At 72.7% G+C, this 16159-nt stretch carries 11 protein-coding genes and 1 pseudogene; 2 read left to right on the top strand and 10 right to left on the bottom strand.

Annotated features, from left to right (window positions below):
• Positions 1-9: 9 nt before the first annotated feature.
• From ABZY11_RS28440 to ABZY11_RS28430, 3 genes are all read right to left on the bottom strand, one after another.
• Entirely contained in the window at positions 10-918 is a 909-nt protein-coding gene (locus ABZY11_RS28440) for an NAD(P)-dependent oxidoreductase (RefSeq protein WP_356481869.1), read from the bottom strand.
• Positions 919-974: 56 nt separating this feature from the next.
• A complete protein-coding gene (locus tag ABZY11_RS28435) occupies positions 975-1559 on the bottom strand; it encodes an adenosylcobinamide amidohydrolase (RefSeq protein WP_356481868.1) in 585 nt (194 codons plus the stop codon).
• A gap of 172 nt (positions 1560-1731) precedes the next feature.
• The gene (locus ABZY11_RS28430) at positions 1732-2967 is read right to left on the bottom strand and encodes a cytochrome P450 (protein WP_356481867.1); all 1236 of its coding nucleotides are present in this window, start codon (positions 2965-2967) and stop codon (positions 1732-1734) included.
• Between the two features lie 443 nt (positions 2968-3410).
• Between ABZY11_RS28430 and ABZY11_RS28425 the strand changes: the two genes are divergently transcribed.
• Complete coding sequence (locus tag ABZY11_RS28425; protein WP_356481866.1) at positions 3411-4433, top strand: PRC and DUF2382 domain-containing protein; 1023 nt, start codon at positions 3411-3413, stop codon at positions 4431-4433.
• A gap of 192 nt (positions 4434-4625) precedes the next feature.
• On the opposite strand, the gene ABZY11_RS28420 is transcribed toward ABZY11_RS28425, so the two are convergent.
• The 4 genes and pseudogenes from ABZY11_RS28420 to ABZY11_RS28405 all read right to left on the bottom strand — a co-directional run bounded on the left by ABZY11_RS28420 (position 4626) and on the right by ABZY11_RS28405 (position 9527).
• A complete protein-coding gene (locus tag ABZY11_RS28420) occupies positions 4626-5849 on the bottom strand; it encodes a beta-ketoacyl-[acyl-carrier-protein] synthase family protein (protein WP_356481865.1) in 1224 nt (407 codons plus the stop codon).
• The gene (locus ABZY11_RS28415; protein WP_356481864.1) at positions 5846-6124 is read right to left on the bottom strand and encodes an acyl carrier protein; all 279 of its coding nucleotides are present in this window, start codon (positions 6122-6124) and stop codon (positions 5846-5848) included. The genes ABZY11_RS28420 and ABZY11_RS28415 overlap by 4 nt, the downstream gene beginning before the upstream one ends.
• 88 nt (positions 6125-6212) lie before the next feature.
• Positions 6213-8236 (bottom strand): annotated as a pseudogene (locus ABZY11_RS28410) (acyl-CoA dehydrogenase).
• Between the two features lie 13 nt (positions 8237-8249).
• Positions 8250-9527: a beta-ketoacyl-[acyl-carrier-protein] synthase family protein gene (locus ABZY11_RS28405; protein ID WP_356481863.1), complete on the bottom strand. Its 1278-nt coding sequence runs from the start codon at positions 9525-9527 to the stop codon at positions 8250-8252.
• A gap of 198 nt (positions 9528-9725) precedes the next feature.
• On the opposite strand from ABZY11_RS28405, the gene ABZY11_RS28400 reads away from it, so the two are divergent.
• Positions 9726-11018 (top strand): hypothetical protein, encoded by a 1293-nt coding sequence (locus ABZY11_RS28400; RefSeq protein WP_356481862.1) that lies wholly within the window; start codon positions 9726-9728, stop codon positions 11016-11018.
• A 38-nt stretch (positions 11019-11056) separates the two neighbouring features.
• Here ABZY11_RS28400 and ABZY11_RS28395 read toward each other — a convergent pair whose 3' ends face one another.
• The 3 genes from ABZY11_RS28395 to ABZY11_RS28385 all read right to left on the bottom strand — a co-directional run.
• Complete coding sequence (locus ABZY11_RS28395; protein ID WP_356481861.1) at positions 11057-11989, bottom strand: carbohydrate kinase; 933 nt, start codon at positions 11987-11989, stop codon at positions 11057-11059.
• Positions 11990-12000: 11 nt separating this feature from the next.
• The gene (locus ABZY11_RS28390) at positions 12001-15588 is read right to left on the bottom strand and encodes a GH32 C-terminal domain-containing protein (RefSeq protein ID WP_356481860.1); all 3588 of its coding nucleotides are present in this window, start codon (positions 15586-15588) and stop codon (positions 12001-12003) included.
• A 35-nt stretch (positions 15589-15623) separates the two neighbouring features.
• A partial coding sequence (locus ABZY11_RS28385; RefSeq protein WP_356481859.1) for a GH32 C-terminal domain-containing protein occupies positions 15624-16159 on the bottom strand: 536 nt, incomplete at its 5' end.

The following is a 16159-nucleotide window of genomic DNA, read 5'->3' as shown; positions in this document are numbered from 1 at the left end:
CCGCGGGGCTCAGTCGCTGTCCTGCTCCGGGGCGCGGCCCGCGTAGTAGGTGGCGATCATGTCCTCGCCGCCGTGTCCCGCCGCCTCGGCGCGCGCGAAACGGTCGGCCGATGCCTCGACCAGGTCCAGCCGCACGCCCGACGACTGTGCCGCGTCCAGGATGAGACGGGTGTCCTTGAGCGCGGTGGACAGGGCGAAGCTCGGGGTGAGGTCGCCGGAGAGAACCGCGGCGGACTTGCCCTGCAGATAGGCGGAGTCCAGTGGGCCGCCCTTCATGACGTCGAGGAACGTCTGCGGATCGACACCCAGCCCTTCCGCGAGGTTGAGGCATTCCGCGATGTTGTTGACCATGGTGATCACCCAGGTGTTGACCACGAGCTTCAGCCGCGAGGCCGCTCCGGGGGCCTCGCCGACCCAGACCGTGCGCTGCCCGATCGCGTCCAGCACCGGGTCGACCGTCGCGCGGACTGCGGAAGGGCCGGAGACGAAGACCGTCAACGCGCCTTGTTCCGCAGGCTGTTTGGTGCCGGAGACCGGTGCGTCGAGATAGACGAGGCCCAGGTCCGCAGCGCGCTGGGCGAGGTCGGTGGTGGCGTCGGGCCCGACCGTCGAGCTCTGGAGCAGGACCTGGCCGGGGCGCAGTCCCCCGGACGCGGCGGTGAGCGCGGCGGCGACGGAGGGGCCGTCGTTGAGCATGGTGAGGACGACATCCGCACCGCTTACTGCTTCTTCGGCCGTCTCCGTGACCGTGGCGCCGTCGGCGGCGAGCGGGGCCGCCTTGGACCGCGTACGGTTCCAGGCGCGGACGTCGAGTCCGGCCCCCAGGAGGCTCCGGGCCATTCCCGATCCCATGATTCCGGTACCGAGAACGGCGACGACCGGCCGCTCCGGGGTGGCGTCGGCAGCGCTCGATGTCATCGGGGGGATTCCCTTCGTCGGCCGCGCCCGGGGTCGGCTCGCGGCGCTGTGATCTCTCAGGATTGCCGCATCGCGCCTTCGAGGACGGCAGCGTGCACGGCCCTGGCGAGTCGCGCGCCCCACCGGGAGCGGGGTCCGGCGAAGGGTTCGGCGGGGTCGGGTCCCGGGGAGGGAGCGGCGATGCAGACGGCGTCCGTGGGGGTGCCCGAGCAGTCGAGCCCGGCGTCCAGAAGTGCCTGGACCTTGGCCTCGGTGGCCGTGGCGACGGCGTTGACGAGTGCGGCGTCGGAGAGCGGCACGGGGAGGGTGACGACGATGTTGATCGTGCCCGGGGGCGGCGGCCCCTCGGCGCCTTCCGCCGGGGTGGCGGCCCAGCCGCGTACGCCGAGTCCGCAGGTGGCGGTGGCCGTCACGCCCTCGTCGGCCGCGACCGTGTACGCGGTGACGTCGGCGGCCGTCATCAGTCCGGCACCGGGCCCGGTGAGGTGTTCGGCGGCGGCGATCTCGGCGAGGTGCCGGTCGGGGTCCAGGCGTGGATAGCCGCCGGGCACCTGGGCGTTGAGTATCCAGTCGCGCGGGCCGATGCCGCCGCCGAGCACGGCGCTGCCGCACACCCGCCACCCCGGCCCGAGCCGCCACACCAGATGGTGCAGCTCCGCACCGTCCTCGTGCCGGGCCAGCAGTTCACCGCGTTGTCCGGGCAGCCGGATGCGTACGGAACGGATGGGGCACCCCCGGTGGCGCGGCAGGTCGACGGTCGGCTCGTGGCCCGTCGATCATATGCGCCGGAGGTACGGGGCTCCGGTGCGGGAGCTATGGGCGCAGCCGCACCGGGAGCCGTCCCGCGCTGTTGCCGACGAAGCCCGCGTGGCGGGGCAGCGCGGCCTCCGGGACGGCGAGTTCCAGTTCCGGGAAGCGGCTGAACAGCTGCTCCAGCGCGATGGTGGCCTCCATCCGGGCGAGCGGCGCCCCGAGACAGTAGTGCGGGCCGTGGCCGAGCGAGAGATGCCGGGCGGCGGTCCGGCGGGCGGGCCTGGTGACATCGAACCGGTCGGCGTCGGGTCCGTGCGCGGCCTTGTCCCGCCCGGCGGCCGAGTAACCGGCGAGCACGGGTGTGCCCCGCGGGATGACGGTGCCGTCGAGGGTGAGGTCCCGGGTCGGATAGCGGAACGGGAAGTAGCTGACCGGGCTGTCCCAGCGCAGCGTCTCCTCCACCGCGTCCGCCCAGCCCGCCCGGCCGGACCTGACGAGCGACAGCTGGTCGGGGTGGGTGCACAGCGCCCGTACGGCGTTGGTGATGAGGTTCAGTGTGGTCTCGTGCCCCGCGATGATCAGCAGGAGCAGGGTGCCGATGAGTTCGTGCTGTCCGAGCGGGCCGCCGCCCTCGTCGCGGGCGGCGATCAGCGCGCTGGTCAGGTCGTCGCCGGGCCGGGCGGCACGGGCGGCGGCGACCGCTCCGAGCAGGGCCACCAGCTCACGGTTGGCGGCCACCGCCTCCTCGGGGCCCGTATCGGTCGCGACCACCCGTCCGGACAGGTGGTGCAGCCGGTCCTGGTGCTCGGCCTCGACCCCGAGCAGCTCGCAGATGACGCCCATCGGCAGCGGCAGGGCGAACCCGGTGCGCAGCTCCACCGTGCCGTCGCCCTCGGCGGCGGCCCGCTCGACACCGTCGAGCAGCGACGCGGCCACCGCCTCGATCCGGGGCCGCAGCTCCTCCACCCGCCGTGCGGTGAATGCCTTGCCGACCAGTGAGCGCAGCCGTCGGTGGTCGTCGCCGTCGGCCGTGGTCATGCCCTGCACCGTGGCGAAGGTCTTCAGCGGCCAGCCGTCCGGAATGCGGCCCTCGGCCAGTTCGGTGAAGTGGTGCGCGCCCTTGGCCACGTCGGGGTGGGCGAGGAACTCCTTGAGCGCTTCGTGCCCGAGCACCGCCATCCCGGCCACGTCGCCGGGGAGCACGACGGATGCCACGGCTCCCCGGGCCAGCAGCATGGCGTTGTCCGCGTGCGGGCAGCCGCCGGCCGGGTCCAGGCGGTGCGGGGTGCCGGTCATCGGGATCTCCAGACGCTCGCGGGCCGGTGGCCGCTGCCCGACGGGCCGCGCGGGCGACAGCCTGTTCGAACGATGCCGATCCTATGGTCGACAACACCGGCAGGAAGGCATGTTGCCGGTGTTCACATCGCCTGCCGTACGTGATCACGCAGATCACGCCGTGCCACGGCCGTCGGCGGGGCCCGGTCCGACGGCCGCGCGCAACCGCACCCGGCCGGGTGTCCGGCGCACGTCCTCCCCGCTTCACCCGATCGGCCTAACCCGGGAACGGGGCGGCCACCCCCGTGGCAGGCGGTCACCACCGAAGCGCCGAGCCCGCGGCGGCCGGCCCCCCGCGGCCCGGGAGGTTGCAGCGCCCATCCGGGTGAGGCGCGATGGAATGCGGACGCGCCTCCTCTGATGGCCCCAGCCACAGGACGCGCCCGGACGAGGAGGAATCGGTCATGGGAGCCGCTGACGGTTTCACGGATTCCGGAGAGCTCGACGGCCTGACGGTGTACGACACCGACGGCGAGAAGGTCGGCACTGTGGGCCGGGTGTATGTCGACGACAACACCGGCCGACCGGACTGGATAACGGTGAAGACAGGCCTGTTCGGCATGAAGGAGAGTTTCGTTCCGCTTGCCGGAGCCCGCCGCGTGGGCTCCGACTTGCACATTTCGCATCCGAAGGACCGTGTCAAGGAAGCCCCCCGGGTGGACGCGGACGCGCATCTGTCCGTGGCTGAGGAGGAGGAGCTCTACAACCACTACGGCCTCGCCAGGAACACCACCGCGAAGCTCGGCGACCGTTCGGGCACGGGCACCACGACGGCGTCCGGCACGGACACCACAGCCATGGGAGCCGCCGGGGCGGCGGGAGCGGCAGGTGCCGGACGCACCACCGGGTCCGACCGGACGGCCATGACCGGCGACACCACCTCCGGGACGGGCACGGCCCGTACCACCTCGGCCGGCATGGGCCAGGGCAAGCACCGCGGCACCGGGGCGGCCGGCACCTCGCGTCCCCTCGTCGGCGCCGGGGCGGGCTCCGAACGGTCCTCCGCCGACCTGGGCGGCAAGGAGGAGATGATCCGGTCCGAGGAGCAATTGCACGTCGACACCGAGCAGTACGAGAGCGGAACGGCCAAGCTGCACAAGTACGTCGTCACCGAGAACGTCACCAGGACCGTGCCCGTGACGCACGAAGAGGTGCGCCTGATCCGTGAGCCGCTGCAGCCCGGCGAGAAGACGGCGGAGCGCCCCGCCATCCGCGAGCAGGATGTCGAGGTCACCCTGCACGCGGAACGTGCCACCACGCGCAAGGAGACCGTGCCCGTCGAGCGGGTACGGATGGAGACCAGGAAGGTGACCGAGCAGAAGGAAGTCTCCGCCGAGCTCCGCAAGGAGCAGATCGACTACGCGGACGGCACGGACCTGGGCGGCAAGGACACGGGCGGCGAATTCGGCCGGGGCCGCCGCCGCTGACCGCACCTCGCGCACCGCGGCGTACCGCCACCCGGCGGGTGAGGGGCGGGCCCGTGCAGTGCCGGGTCCGCCCGCTCGCAAGGACGTGAGCGCGGAGAACAGGGCCGACCGGGGTGTGGCGGTACGCCGCTCACGGGCGGTGTGGCCGGTGGTACGGCGGGCGGTGTTCCCGTCGCACCACCTGCCTGCTGCCTACGGACGCTGAAGAGCGATCACGGCGTTGTGTCCGCCGAAGCCGAAGGAATGACTGACGGCACGCCTGATGGGCCGCCGCAGGGGTTGCCCGGTGACGCAGTCGATGTCGAACTCGGGCGCCGGGGCGTCCAGGTTGGCGATCGGCGGGACGACCCCGCGCTGGAGCGTGAGGACGGTGAGTCCGGCCTCGATCGCTCCGGCCGCCCCCATGCAGTGCCCCAGTACGCCCTTGGAAGCGGTGACGGGCGGCCGGTGCGGGTAGACCCGGGCGATGAGGGCGGCCTCGGTGGCATCGTTGACCGGGGTCGCCGTGCCGTGTGCGTTGACGTGCTCGACGTCCTCGGCCGCCCAGCCCGCGTCGCGCAGCGCGGCCTCCACCGCCGCCTGGGCGACCATGCCGGACGGATGCGGGCTGATGGGGTGGTGGGCGTCGGTGGTGGCGCCGGCGCCGGCGAGCAGTGCCCGTGGGGCCGCTCCCCGGGCCCGGGCGTCCTCCGTCCGTTCCAGCACCATGACGGCCGCGCCCTCGCCCATGACCAGTCCGGCCCGGTCGGCCGCGAAGGGCCGGCAGAGCCGGGCCGGGTCGCCGTCCTTCCGGGCCCCGGCTCCGGACCTGGCGAACCCGGCCATGGCGACCGGGTAGACGATCGACTCGGTGGCTCCGGCGATCGCGATGTCGCACTGCCCGGTGACCAGCAGGTCGCGGGCGACGGACAGCGCGGTGACGCCGGACGAACAGGCGGTGCACGGCGCCATGCTGGGTCCGGTGGCCCGCATCTGGATGGCGATCTCGGCGGCGGGCATGTTCGGAATGGTGAGCAGGATGCCCGACGGCGAGGTGGCCTTGGCCCCGAGCCGGTCGAGCACGACCGCCTGCTCGGTCAGCGAGGCGGAACCACCGCTGCTGGTGCCGACGACCACCGCGACCCGGGCGCCCTCCCACCGGGCCGGGTCGAGCCCGGCGTCGGCGACCGCCTCCCGGGCGGCGACCACGGCGAGCTTCACGTACTTCCCCATGCGGAAGGACGCACGGCCGCCGATCGCGGCGTCCAGGTCGATGCCGTCGACCATGCAGGCGAAGTCGATCGCGCATCCTTCGAGTTCGGCGACGGTACGGGCCGGTGACACGCCCGCGCACACACCCTTCCAGGTCGATTCGGTGTCGTTGCCGACCGGGGTGATCATGCCCAGGCCGGTGACGGCGACGGCCGGCCTGTTCATCGGGCGTTGCTCATCGCTGTCCCGCCGCCCGCCCGCGCCCCGTCGTCGGCCGCCGCGTCGATGAACCGTGAGATGTCGGCCAGCGTGGCGTCCTTGGGGAGCTGGTCGAAGTCCCGGTGACCGCCGGCCGTCTCCCTGATGAGGACGGCGAACTCGGCGACGGCGAGGGAGTCCATCTCCAGGCTGTCCATCGTGGAGCCCGGGTGGATCTCGGCGGCGGGCACTTTGAAGGTGTGTGTCAGAACCTCGGTGATCCTGGGGTGAATCGTTCTCATGGGCCTTCTCTCCATCATTCGGTCCGGCTGTCGGGGCCGGGCGGTGCCACCGTCCCGACTCCGAATCAACTCGGTGGAGTGCCTCCAGTTACGCCTCGTGCCGAACCGATTCGGCACCGTCCTCCCCGCGCGACCCGCACCAACGGGCCAGGACCGACGCCGTACCCCAGAAGGCCAGCAGGACAACGCGTACCCCGAGGGCCCCGGCCGCCTCCCTCACCCGCTGCCCCCGCACAACTGTTCCCTTCCTCGTGGCCCTCACCGCTCGGGAGCCGTCGCCCGGCCCCCGTCCGGCTGCCAGGCTGCGCCCGGATCGTCGTAGGCGGCCACGTAGTCGGCTCCGGCGATGGGCCAGTCGGCAAGCAGTTCCGGCGGCAGCGCGAAGGAATCGACGAGCTCGGGCAGATGGGCGGCGACCGCGGTGATGAGCTCTTCCACCCGGTCCGGCAGGCCGTTGACCTGGTCGGCGGTCAGCAGGCCGGCCGCCAGCAGATCACCGCTGTTGCCGGCGATCCGGTCGAGCGCGAAGAGCCGCTGGAGCTCGCCGAGCCGGTCGCGGGCGGGCCCCTCGGGCAGGGCGGCCACCGCTTCCGCGTACGCCTCGGCCGCCTGCCGGTGGGCGTGTGCCTCGACGCCGCGCAGGGCGGGCCCGGATGCCGCGTTCCACCGTGCCAGCGGGTCACCGTGCGGTGCGAGGCCCATCCGCTCCCTGGCCCGGCCGAACCAGATCCGCTCCAGTTCCGCGAGCAGGGTGCCGAGGAAGCCGGGGTCGTCGAGATCACCGGGTCCGCCGCCGGGGGACGCCCCGGGCCCGGCCGGTGCGGGGGCGAAAAGCATTTCCGCGGCCGCCTTGGCATGGATGGCCAGATTGTCGCCCTCGGCGGTGATGGCGCCTTCCACTCCGGTGATCAGTTCGCTCATGCCGTTGTTCTCCAGGAGCGCCTGGGCACCGCAGCGTTCCCGGCATTCGACGATCACGGACCTGGCCTGCCAGGTGATCCACCCCTTGGCGACGGCGACCAGCCGCTCCGTCTCCTCCCGTTGCCCGCCCCGTTCCCAGCGGTCCAGCGCCCTGCGGTGCAGCAGGCTCATCGCGAAGACGGTGGCCATGGCCGAGGCGAGCGGCCCGTGGTGACTGCGGTGGGCGATCACCGGCACCCGGCGCGAGCCCCGGGGGCCGGAGACGTACCGGTGGCCGCCGTAGCGGACGGCGACGGCGAGGGTCGCACGGGCGGAGCCGACCGCGCAGGCCGTCATCGAGATCTTGCCGGAGGTGACGCGTCCGATCGACGCGAGGAAGCGGCGCCTGCGGTTGTCGACGGCGCTGCCGAACTCCCCGTCCGCACCGATCCTTCCGTGGTCCCCGCCGAGCAGCGCGGCGCGTCCCACGAAGACCCGGTCGAAGGAGGTCAGGCAGTGGTCCACCGGGCTGCCCGTGCGGGTGGGGAGCCTGCGGACCCGTACTCCGGGCAGGGGCCGAACGGCGTCGGTGAGCGGCACGAGAAAGAGGAAGACCCCGTGATCGGCGCCGTCGACGAGCAGCCGGGCGGCCACCAGCCCCGTCTTGGGGCCGCCGGCCGGACTGGTGTTGGGCATGAATTTCTGGGCCCCGGCGTGCGGTGTGCGGAGCACGAACCCGTCGCGCTCGCGGTCGTACTGGGCCGTGGTCTCGACGGCCGCGGCATCGTTGCCGTGTGCCACCTCCGTACAGAGAAAGGTCCCGATGCGCCGCAGCCCCAGGAAGTCCGACAGATCGCGGTGGCCGTCGCCCCCGTGGTCGAGGAGGCTGCCGAGAAAGAGGTTGTAGTGGATGCCCGCCACGGTGGTGAGTGCCGGGTCCACCGGGCCGAGCCATTCGTGCAGGGCCGCGAGGGCGCGGTGGTCGGCGGCCAGCCGGGCGCCGCTGTCCAGACAGTCGTTGAGGACGCGCAGCCGCTCGTACGTGAGTGCCAGGCGCTCCTCGGCAGTGCGGCGGTCCGGGCGGCGGAAGGGTTCCGTGCTGATCAGCCGCTGCCAAAAACCGTGCTCCCGGCGGAAGTTGCCGCCGAGGAGCACGCCGGTGAGGAGGTCCGTGGACCGTTCTGCGGAGGGGCTGTCGATCGTTGCGGTCATGAAGATATAACGATCAAGCAATGGCGAGGACACCCGGATCCGTCCGCGGCGGGCCGTCCACGGCGGCACGCTGGAAGGCGAGTACGACGTTGTGTCCGCCGAAGCCGAAGGAGTGGCTCAGCGCCCGCTCGACCGGCTGGATCCGGGGTTCCTTGACCACACAGTCGAGGTCGAACCCGTCCGGCAGCGAGTCCAGGTTGGCGATCGGCGGGACGAGGCCGTGCTCCAGGGTCAGTACGGTGGCGACCGCCTCGATCGCCCCGGCCGCAGCGAGGGTGTGCCCGAGGACACCCTTCGGTGCGGTCACCGACGGCCGGTGGGGAAAGAGCCCGGAGACAAGCGCCGACTCCATGGCGTCGTTCAGCGGGGTCGATGTGCCATGCGCGTTGATGTGGTCGACCTCGTGGGCCGCCCAGCCCGCCTCGCGCAGCGCGGCCTCGACGGCCTTGCGCGCGCCGCCGCCGTCCGGGTCCGGGGCGGTGGGGTGGTGGGCGTCGGTGGCCGAGCCCGCACCGGTCAGCAGGGCGCGCGCCCGGCCGCCCCGGGCCTGCGCGTCGGCCGCCCGTTCCAGTACGAGCGCGGCGGCCCCCTCGCCGATCACGAAGCCGTCCCGGTCCGCGGCGAACGGCCGCGAGGCCCCCGCGGGGTCGCCGGTGCGCAGCGAGAGCGCGCCCATCCCCGCGAAGGCGCTCACCACCAGCGGGGTCAGTACGGCCTCCGCACCGCCCGCCACCACCACGTCGCACCGGTCGCTCAGCAACAGGTCGCGGGCGACGGCGATCGCCGTCGCCCCGGACGCGCAGGCGGTCGCCGGGGCCAGACTGGGGCCGTGGGCCCGCAGGTCGATGGCCACCTCCCCGGCGGCCGCGTTGGGCATCATCATCGGGACCAGGAGCGGCGACACCGCGTCCGCACCGCCGTCGTCGAGTCTGCGTACGTTGTCGACGAGCACGGACACCCCGCCGACCCCGACGCCGAGCACCACCGCGACCCGGTCGCCGTCCCACCGCTGCGGCGACAGACCGGCGTCCGCCACTGCCTGTCGGGCGGCGACCAGCGCCATCTTCACGAACCGTGCCATCCGCCACACCGCACGCCCGCCGACCGCCCCGTCCAGATCGATCCCGTCCACCGGGCAGCCGAAGTCGACCGGCAGCCCGGCCAGTTCCTCGCAGCCGCGGGCCATGGACACACCGGCACACAGTCCCTCCCAGAAGGTGTGCTCGTCCGCGCCCGCGGGCGTCACCAGTCCCAGTCCCGTCACCGCGACGTCCCTGTCGACCCGCGTCATGTCCGCCCCCTCCTCCGTAATCGATCACGCCTACCGGTTGTCGAACGGCAGTAGCCCCGGCGAGGATGCGGCCAATGAGCCGAACGGGTCATCGGTACCTCCGGCGGGCCGAACGGTGCCGCACGCCACGGTGACCGTGTTCACCCGTCCACAGCAGTCCGCCGTGCCGTGCGCGGCAGCAGGCCATCCCCTGGGGAGATGGAACCGGACCACGATCAGTCGAAGCCCCCGGACGAAGGTGCCGAACTGGAGGCACTGCGCGCCAGGGTGGCTGCGCTGGAGGCGCGCGCCCCGGCCCGGCACCGGCCACGGGCCCGTTCGTTCCTCGCCGTTCTGCTCGTCCTCGTCGCGGCCGTTCTCACGCCGCTGAGCATCGTGTCCACCTGGGCGAAGAACCAGATCGGTGACACCGACAACTATGTGGCGATGATGGCGCCGCTCGCCTCCGACCCCGATGTGCAGACCGCGGTGGCCGATCGGGTCACCGGTGCCGTCATGCAGCACCTGGATGTGAAGGCCCTGCTGGCCGACATCTCCCCCGCGGACCGGCCCGCTCTCGACAAGGCGCTGTCGAAGCTGAGCAGCCCCCTCACCACGGGCATTTCGGACTTCGTGCACGGGACCGTGGAGAAGTTCGTCTCCAGCGACGCCTTCGCGACGATCTGGACCGACCTCAACCGGCGCGCCCAGTCCGCCACGGTGAAGGCGCTGTCCGGCAGCGGGGGCGGGGCGGTGGAACTCACCGACGACACCGTCACCATCGACCTCGCACCGGTCATCGACCGGGTGAAACAACAACTCGTCGACCGGGGGCTGGGCGTCGCGGCGAAGATCCCCGAGATCCACACCGATTTCACGGTGCTGACCTCCGACTCGGTGGGCAAGGCCAAGAAGTGGTTCCGGGCCCTCCAGATCATCGGGTTCTGGCTGCCGTTGGTCACTCTGGTGCTGGCCGCGGGCGGGGTGCTGCTCGCGGTGCGCCGCCGCCGCGCCCTGGTCACGACGGCGCTCGCGGTCGCGGCCGGTGCCGCGGTGCTCGGCCTGGCCATGTGGGTGGGCCGCGCGTTCTATCTCGACAGCCTGCCGTCCGGGGTGTCGCAGCCGGCGGCCGGTTCGGTCTTCGACGCCCTGGTCGGCCGGATGCGTGCCCTGGTCCGGATGGTCGTCACGCTCGGCATCGTGGTGGCCCTCGCCGCATGGCTCACCGGTGACGGCCGTGCCGCCGGCCGCGTCATGGCGATGTGGCACGGCGGCATCGGTGCCGTACGGGACGCGGCCGGTTTCACCGGCGGCCCGGTCGGCCGGTGGGTGCACCGCGCCAGGCGCCCGCTGAACTGGACGGTGGTCCTGGTGGCCGCCGCGGTCCTGGTGGTGTGGGACCGGCCGACGGGCCTGGTCACCATGTGGATCGCACTGTGCGCGCTGTTCGCTCTCGCCGTCGTCGAGTTCCTCGACGACGACAGCAGCCCGCATCTGGCGGTGCCCGGGTGAGGAAGGGCTCCCGGGCACCCGGACGTACCGTCGCGTGTTCAGGCTCGGGCCAGTGCCGCCTCCAGCTCCGCCCCGTCCGGTGGGTTGGCGCCTGCCCGGGCCACGGTCACCGCGGCGGAGGCCGCCGCGTGCCGCAGGACATCGGTCACCCGGGCCCGGTCCAGTGAGCGCAGCCGCTCCCGGCCGTCCGCGCCGAGCAGTCCGTGCGCGGCGAGGGCGTGCAGGGTGCCGGACATGAAGGCGTCGCCCGCCCCCACCGTGTCGACGACATCGGTGGGCAGCGCGTCGACCGTCACCCGTCCGCCGGGCAGTACGGCCAGCGCTCCGTCGCTGCCCCGGGTGACGAGGACGACCGCCGGGCCGGTGGCCAGCCACCGCTCGGCGACCTGACCCGGCTCCTGGCCCGGATACAGCCACTCCAGGTCCTCGTCGCTGGCCTTGACCACATCGCTGAGCGCGACGCACCGCTCGACCCTGCGGACGGCGTCGTCGTGGTCCCCCATCAGCTCGGGCCGCACATTGGGGTCGTAGCTGACGGTCGCGGACGTCCGCAGCGACTCGACGGCGCCGAGGACGGTGGCCGCCCCCGGTTCCATCACCGCCGCGATGGAACCGGTGTGGACGTGGTGGGGCGGCCGGTCCAGAAAGACCGGGCCGAGCGTCCAGCTGATCTCGAAGGTGTACGCGGCCCGGCCCGCACCGTCCAGGGTGACGGCGGCGGACGGGGTGGGGGCGGTGGCGTCGTCGGTGCGGACCTCCACCCCGGCACCGGCGAGATGGTCCCTGATCAGCCGGCCGTTGTCGTCGGGGCCGAGCTGGGTGAGCAGGGTGGCGCCGTGCCCGAGCCGTGCCAGGCCGTACGCGACGTTGGCCGGGCTGCCGCCCGGGTGGACCTGATCGGCCTCACCCGGCAGCCGGACGATGTCGGCGACGCATTCACCGATGACCAGCAGGTCGAGTCTGTCGAGCATGGGGGGGTCTCCTAGAGTGCGGTGACGAAGGTGTCCTGGTAGGCGGCGCGGCCTCCGAACACATTGAGCCCGATCCTGCCGCGTGCGTGGTGGGTGTCGGTCACATCGATGACCGGCCGGCCGTCGACGAACGCCTCGATCCGCCCGCCCCGGGCCCTGATCCGCAGCGGAAGGCTGACTCCTGCCCGGATCAGCAGGGGTGCCTCGGCGAGTACGGTCGTCCGTCCGCCGTCCTTGCGGAAGAGCCTGACTGTCCGCAGGTTCGGGTCGAGGTTGACGGCGTATCCGTCGGCCGTGTCGGGCGTGGCGCGCAGCAGCACCGATCCGGCGCCGCCGGTCTCTTCGGGGCCGCCGAAGCGGACGATCGAGGTCAGTTCCAGATCGCCGTACTCGGTGCTGGAGACGGCGGTCGAGTCCCGGTCGAAGACCCCGGTACGGCCGGCGCCGGTGGTCGTCCAGTGCCCGGCCGGTACGACGGTGAGGTCGCCGAGTCCGCCGCTGCGGAAGGTGCCGCCGTGCGGGGCCCCGGCCGGTTCGGGGCCGGTATCCGTCACTCGGAAGACATCGCGGAGCCGGTGGACGGTCATGGTGACGATGCGGGCCGCGCCTCCGGTGGCATAGAAGGCCATGCCCCGGTCGTCCGGTCCGGGGAAGAGCAGGCTGCTGATCGTGACCAGGCCGTCGCCGCCGAACACCTCGACCGAGGAGGTGTCCATGAACAGCCTGATCTGCAGCCGCCGTTCACCGTCAATGGTGGCGAGCGGCAGGGCCGCGTCGGTTCGGCCGGCGAAGTGTTCGGTGAAGTCGTCGGCGCCCGAGGCACTGCGGTCCACGAAGAGCTTCCCGGTGCCGACGTCGTAGCCGACGAGGGTCCGCCGGTCTCCCCCGGTGCGGAGCCGGAAGCCGAATTCGGTCGCGGCGCCCGTGCCCGGCAGGGCGATCTCGGCCTGGATCTCGTAGGACCGGCCACGCAGTGCGGAGAGCGGGTCGGCGGATCCCGGACGCACGGTGACGTCCTCGATCGTGGTGCTTGCGGTGCGCAGTGTCTCGACCTCGACGGCGGGCCGCTGGACAAGTCCCTTGCCGGTCAGGGTCAGTTCGCGCGCGATGCCGAGCTGGCCGTTCCATGCGCCGGTCGGGGCGCTGAACGCGTAGTCCCAGTTGCTGAGCCAGCCGAGTTGGACGCGCCGGCCGTCCGGCAGTCCGTAGAAGGTCATGGCGGCGTAGTAGTCGCGGCCGGCCTCGGCGCGCAGCGGGGTGCCGGCCTGGTTGGTGGTGGTGAAGGCGGTTCCGTCCCAGTCGCCGAGGAAGTACTCGGCCGCCGAACCGTCGGTGCTTCGGACCGCGCCGGTGGACAGGGCGAGCACCCAGCGCACCCGGTCCAGGTCCCCGTCGACGGGCAGTGGGAACAGGTCGGGGCACTCCCAGACGCCGCCGGTCACCCAGTCGCCGTATCCGAAGGAGGAGCGGTACACCCAGTGCAGCAGGTCGGTGGAGGTGAAGAAGCGGACGTGGTCGCCGCCGGAGACCACCATCACCCACTGGTCGCGGTCGGTGTCGCGGACGACCTTCGGGTCGCGGAAGTCCCAGCCGCCGTCCGGTCCGCCGGGGTTCTGCACCACGGGGTCGGTGCCGTGCCACTGCCAGGAGCGGCCCCTGTCCTTGCTGAAGGCGACGCGTACACACTGGTTCCCGCCGGGCCTGTCCGGGTGGTAGCTGGTGTAGTAGGCGATCAGCCCGGCCCGGCCGCCGAAGAGCCCGCTGGTGTCGTCGGGGTCCACCACGCACGATCCGGACCAGGTGTGGCCGAAGTCGGAGACCGGGAGTGCGACGGGCAGCGCGCGCCAGTGCAGGAGATCGGTGGAGACGGCGTGCGCCCACTGTCCGGAGTCCTGGTGGAAGAGGTGGTATTCGCCCTCGTGGTGGACCAGTCCGTTGGGATCGCTGGTGTGCGAAGCGAGCTGGGTGTAGTGGTAATCGGGCCGGTGGGTGTCCGTGTAGTACGTCCGCGGCGTGCGGGCCCTGACCTCCTGGAAGTAGGCCCTGCCGCCGGTCGCGGCGAGTCCGACGGCGCTTCCGCCGGTACGGGAAACGGTGGCGGTGACGGCCTCGACGCCGTCCACGGTCACGGTGACGGCGGTGCCGAGGGCGTGGATCTCCGTCCGGTAGGTGCCGTCCGCCGCGAAGGGCCGGACGGGCGGTGCGGCGCGGCCGATCACGGCCCCGTCGGCGCGGTCGAGCAGGCGTACGCCGCTCGCGTCGAGCCGGGCCTCGTAGCCGCCCACACCTGCCGCGTCCGCGCGGACCACGAGTCCCGCGCCGGTCGCTCCGGCGAGCCCGATGTCCGCGCTGATCAGCACGTCGCCGCCGGGGAACGGTGCGATGCGCAGCGCTTCGGCCCCCTCGGCCCGCAGCCCGCGCAGATCGCGGGTCCAGGTCCCGGACACCGTCGACCAGCCCTGAAGATCCGTCACGAGACCGGTGCTGGTGATCCCTTCAAAGAGGACGGAACCGTTGTAGGCCAGCACGCCGAGCAGTCCCGAACCGTGCACGGCGTCCTGTGCGGTGATGACCGGGGCGTAGCCGTCGGGGGTGATGAAGTCGGTCTGCCAGCGCACCCTGATGCGCGGGCCGTCCGCCTCGACGCGGATCCGGTACACCTGGCCCACGTCGATGGGGGTGCTGTGCGTTCCGAGGGTGACGTCACCGTCGATCCGGTAGAGCCGCAGCCGGTTCAGGTTGGGATCGATCTGGACGCCGTATCCGGATGATCCCTGAGTGTCGGTACGGAGCAGCAGGGCGGCGACCGCGTACGGATCGGTGATCCTGACGTCGGCCTGGTAGGCCGTGTCGTGCACCCGGGTCGACGACAGGGCACGGCAGTTGGTGTCGGCGGGCGCCTGTGCGTGCCAGCCGAGCGTGGTGGCGGTCCAGGTGCCGCCGTCAACGGTCCATCCGGTGGCGTCGGTGGTGACGGAGCGCAGTCCGGGCGGCCCGAAGACGACGGTGCCGTTGTAGGCGTGCAGCCCGGCGGCGCCGTGTTCGTACCCGGTGTCCCGGGCGGCGAGCACCTGCTTGCCGTCCAGGATGACGGCCAACTCCGTTCCGTCCACCGTCACTTCGAGGAGATAGCTGGTTCCGGGCACGAGGGCTGCGGGGGCCGGTGGTACGAGGTCGTGTCCCGTCGCCAGGTCGTAGAGGCGGACCCGGTGCAGGTTGGGGTCAATGCTCGCCGCGTATCCGGCCGATCCGTCATCGGTGGCGCGTACCACCAGCGAACCGACCGCGTAGGGCGATCCGGGGTCGACGGTGATCCGGGCCGCGTATCCGGCGACGGCCGCGATGCGCTGCTCGGACAGGGCCACGGCATTGCGTTCGGCTCCGGTCACGACCCGCTGTCCGCCGTCGCCGGTACGGGACCAGGTGCCGGTGAGGCCGAGCGGATCGGGTATCGCCGCGAGGTCGCCGGAGAGCGAGGCCGTTCGGTGACCGGCCGCGTCCGCGGCCGGGGGCGCGGCCGACGCCCGGCCGGCCCCCGCGATGGGGGCCAGCAGCGTCAGACCGGCCGAGGACAGGAGTGCACGCCGGGAAATGGACATGATCGTCTCCTCAGGATGGGGGAAAGTCGGGCCGTTCAGGGCCAGAGCGGGCGGGGGCCGTCGAAGACCGAGGCCATCCGCCAGGCGTCGAGCCGCTCCACCGCGACCGCGCCGACGGCCGCGATGCCGACGCCCAGGGCATCGGTGCGGGTCGGGTAGATCCGGGCGGCCAGCGCACGCCCGTTGGCGAAGATCTCCAGCGCGGAGTGGTCGACGAGCACCCGCAGGTCCACCACGCCGTCGCCGTTCAACGGGAGTTCCCCGTAACGGGGTTCGCAGTCGACGGCCGGGTCGAGACTGCTCGCCTCGCGGTGCAGCCGCAGGGTGCCGGTGGCGCCGTCCGCGGCGCGCGACACCTCGATCACGGTCCGCTCCGGACCGTCCGCGCTCTCCCGCACCACGAGGCGGGCCGCCGCCCCGGGTTCCAGCCGCAGGGTCGTCTCGATGTCGAGCTGGTCGCCGCGCACGCCGTCGAGCGGTGTGTACGTCCCGTCGGGCACGGCGATCGCACCGGTGCGCACCGCCTCGCGGCGCAGCCGGGCGAGTTCCGGGACGGGCGCCTGGGCGAGCC

The sequence above is a fragment of the Streptomyces sp. NPDC006510 genome (assembly GCF_040611955.1).
Classification (GTDB): domain Bacteria; phylum Actinomycetota; class Actinomycetes; order Streptomycetales; family Streptomycetaceae; genus Streptomyces.
This window is presented reverse-complemented; position numbering and strand designations above follow the sequence as displayed.

What these genes read in the sequence shown, in the direction of transcription:
- ABZY11_RS28440 (WP_356481869.1), bottom strand. Translation starts at nt 918, where the DNA reads ATGACATCGAGCGCTGCCGACGCCACCCCGGAGCGGCCGGTCGTCGCC.
- ABZY11_RS28430 (WP_356481867.1), bottom strand. Translation starts at nt 2,967, where the DNA reads ATGACCGGCACCCCGCACCGCCTGGACCCGGCCGGCGGCTGCCCGCAC.
- ABZY11_RS28425 (WP_356481866.1), top strand. Translation starts at nt 3,411, where the DNA reads ATGGGAGCCGCTGACGGTTTCACGGATTCCGGAGAGCTCGACGGCCTG.
- ABZY11_RS28420 (WP_356481865.1), bottom strand. Translation starts at nt 5,849, where the DNA reads ATGAACAGGCCGGCCGTCGCCGTCACCGGCCTGGGCATGATCACCCCG.
- ABZY11_RS28415 (WP_356481864.1), bottom strand. Translation starts at nt 6,124, where the DNA reads ATGAGAACGATTCACCCCAGGATCACCGAGGTTCTGACACACACCTTC.
- ABZY11_RS28405 (WP_356481863.1), bottom strand. Translation starts at nt 9,527, where the DNA reads ATGACGCGGGTCGACAGGGACGTCGCGGTGACGGGACTGGGACTGGTG.
- ABZY11_RS28400 (WP_356481862.1), top strand. Translation starts at nt 9,726, where the DNA reads ATGGAACCGGACCACGATCAGTCGAAGCCCCCGGACGAAGGTGCCGAA.
- ABZY11_RS28395 (WP_356481861.1), bottom strand. Translation starts at nt 11,989, where the DNA reads ATGCTCGACAGACTCGACCTGCTGGTCATCGGTGAATGCGTCGCCGAC.
- ABZY11_RS28390 (WP_356481860.1), bottom strand. Translation starts at nt 15,588, where the DNA reads ATGTCCATTTCCCGGCGTGCACTCCTGTCCTCGGCCGGTCTGACGCTG.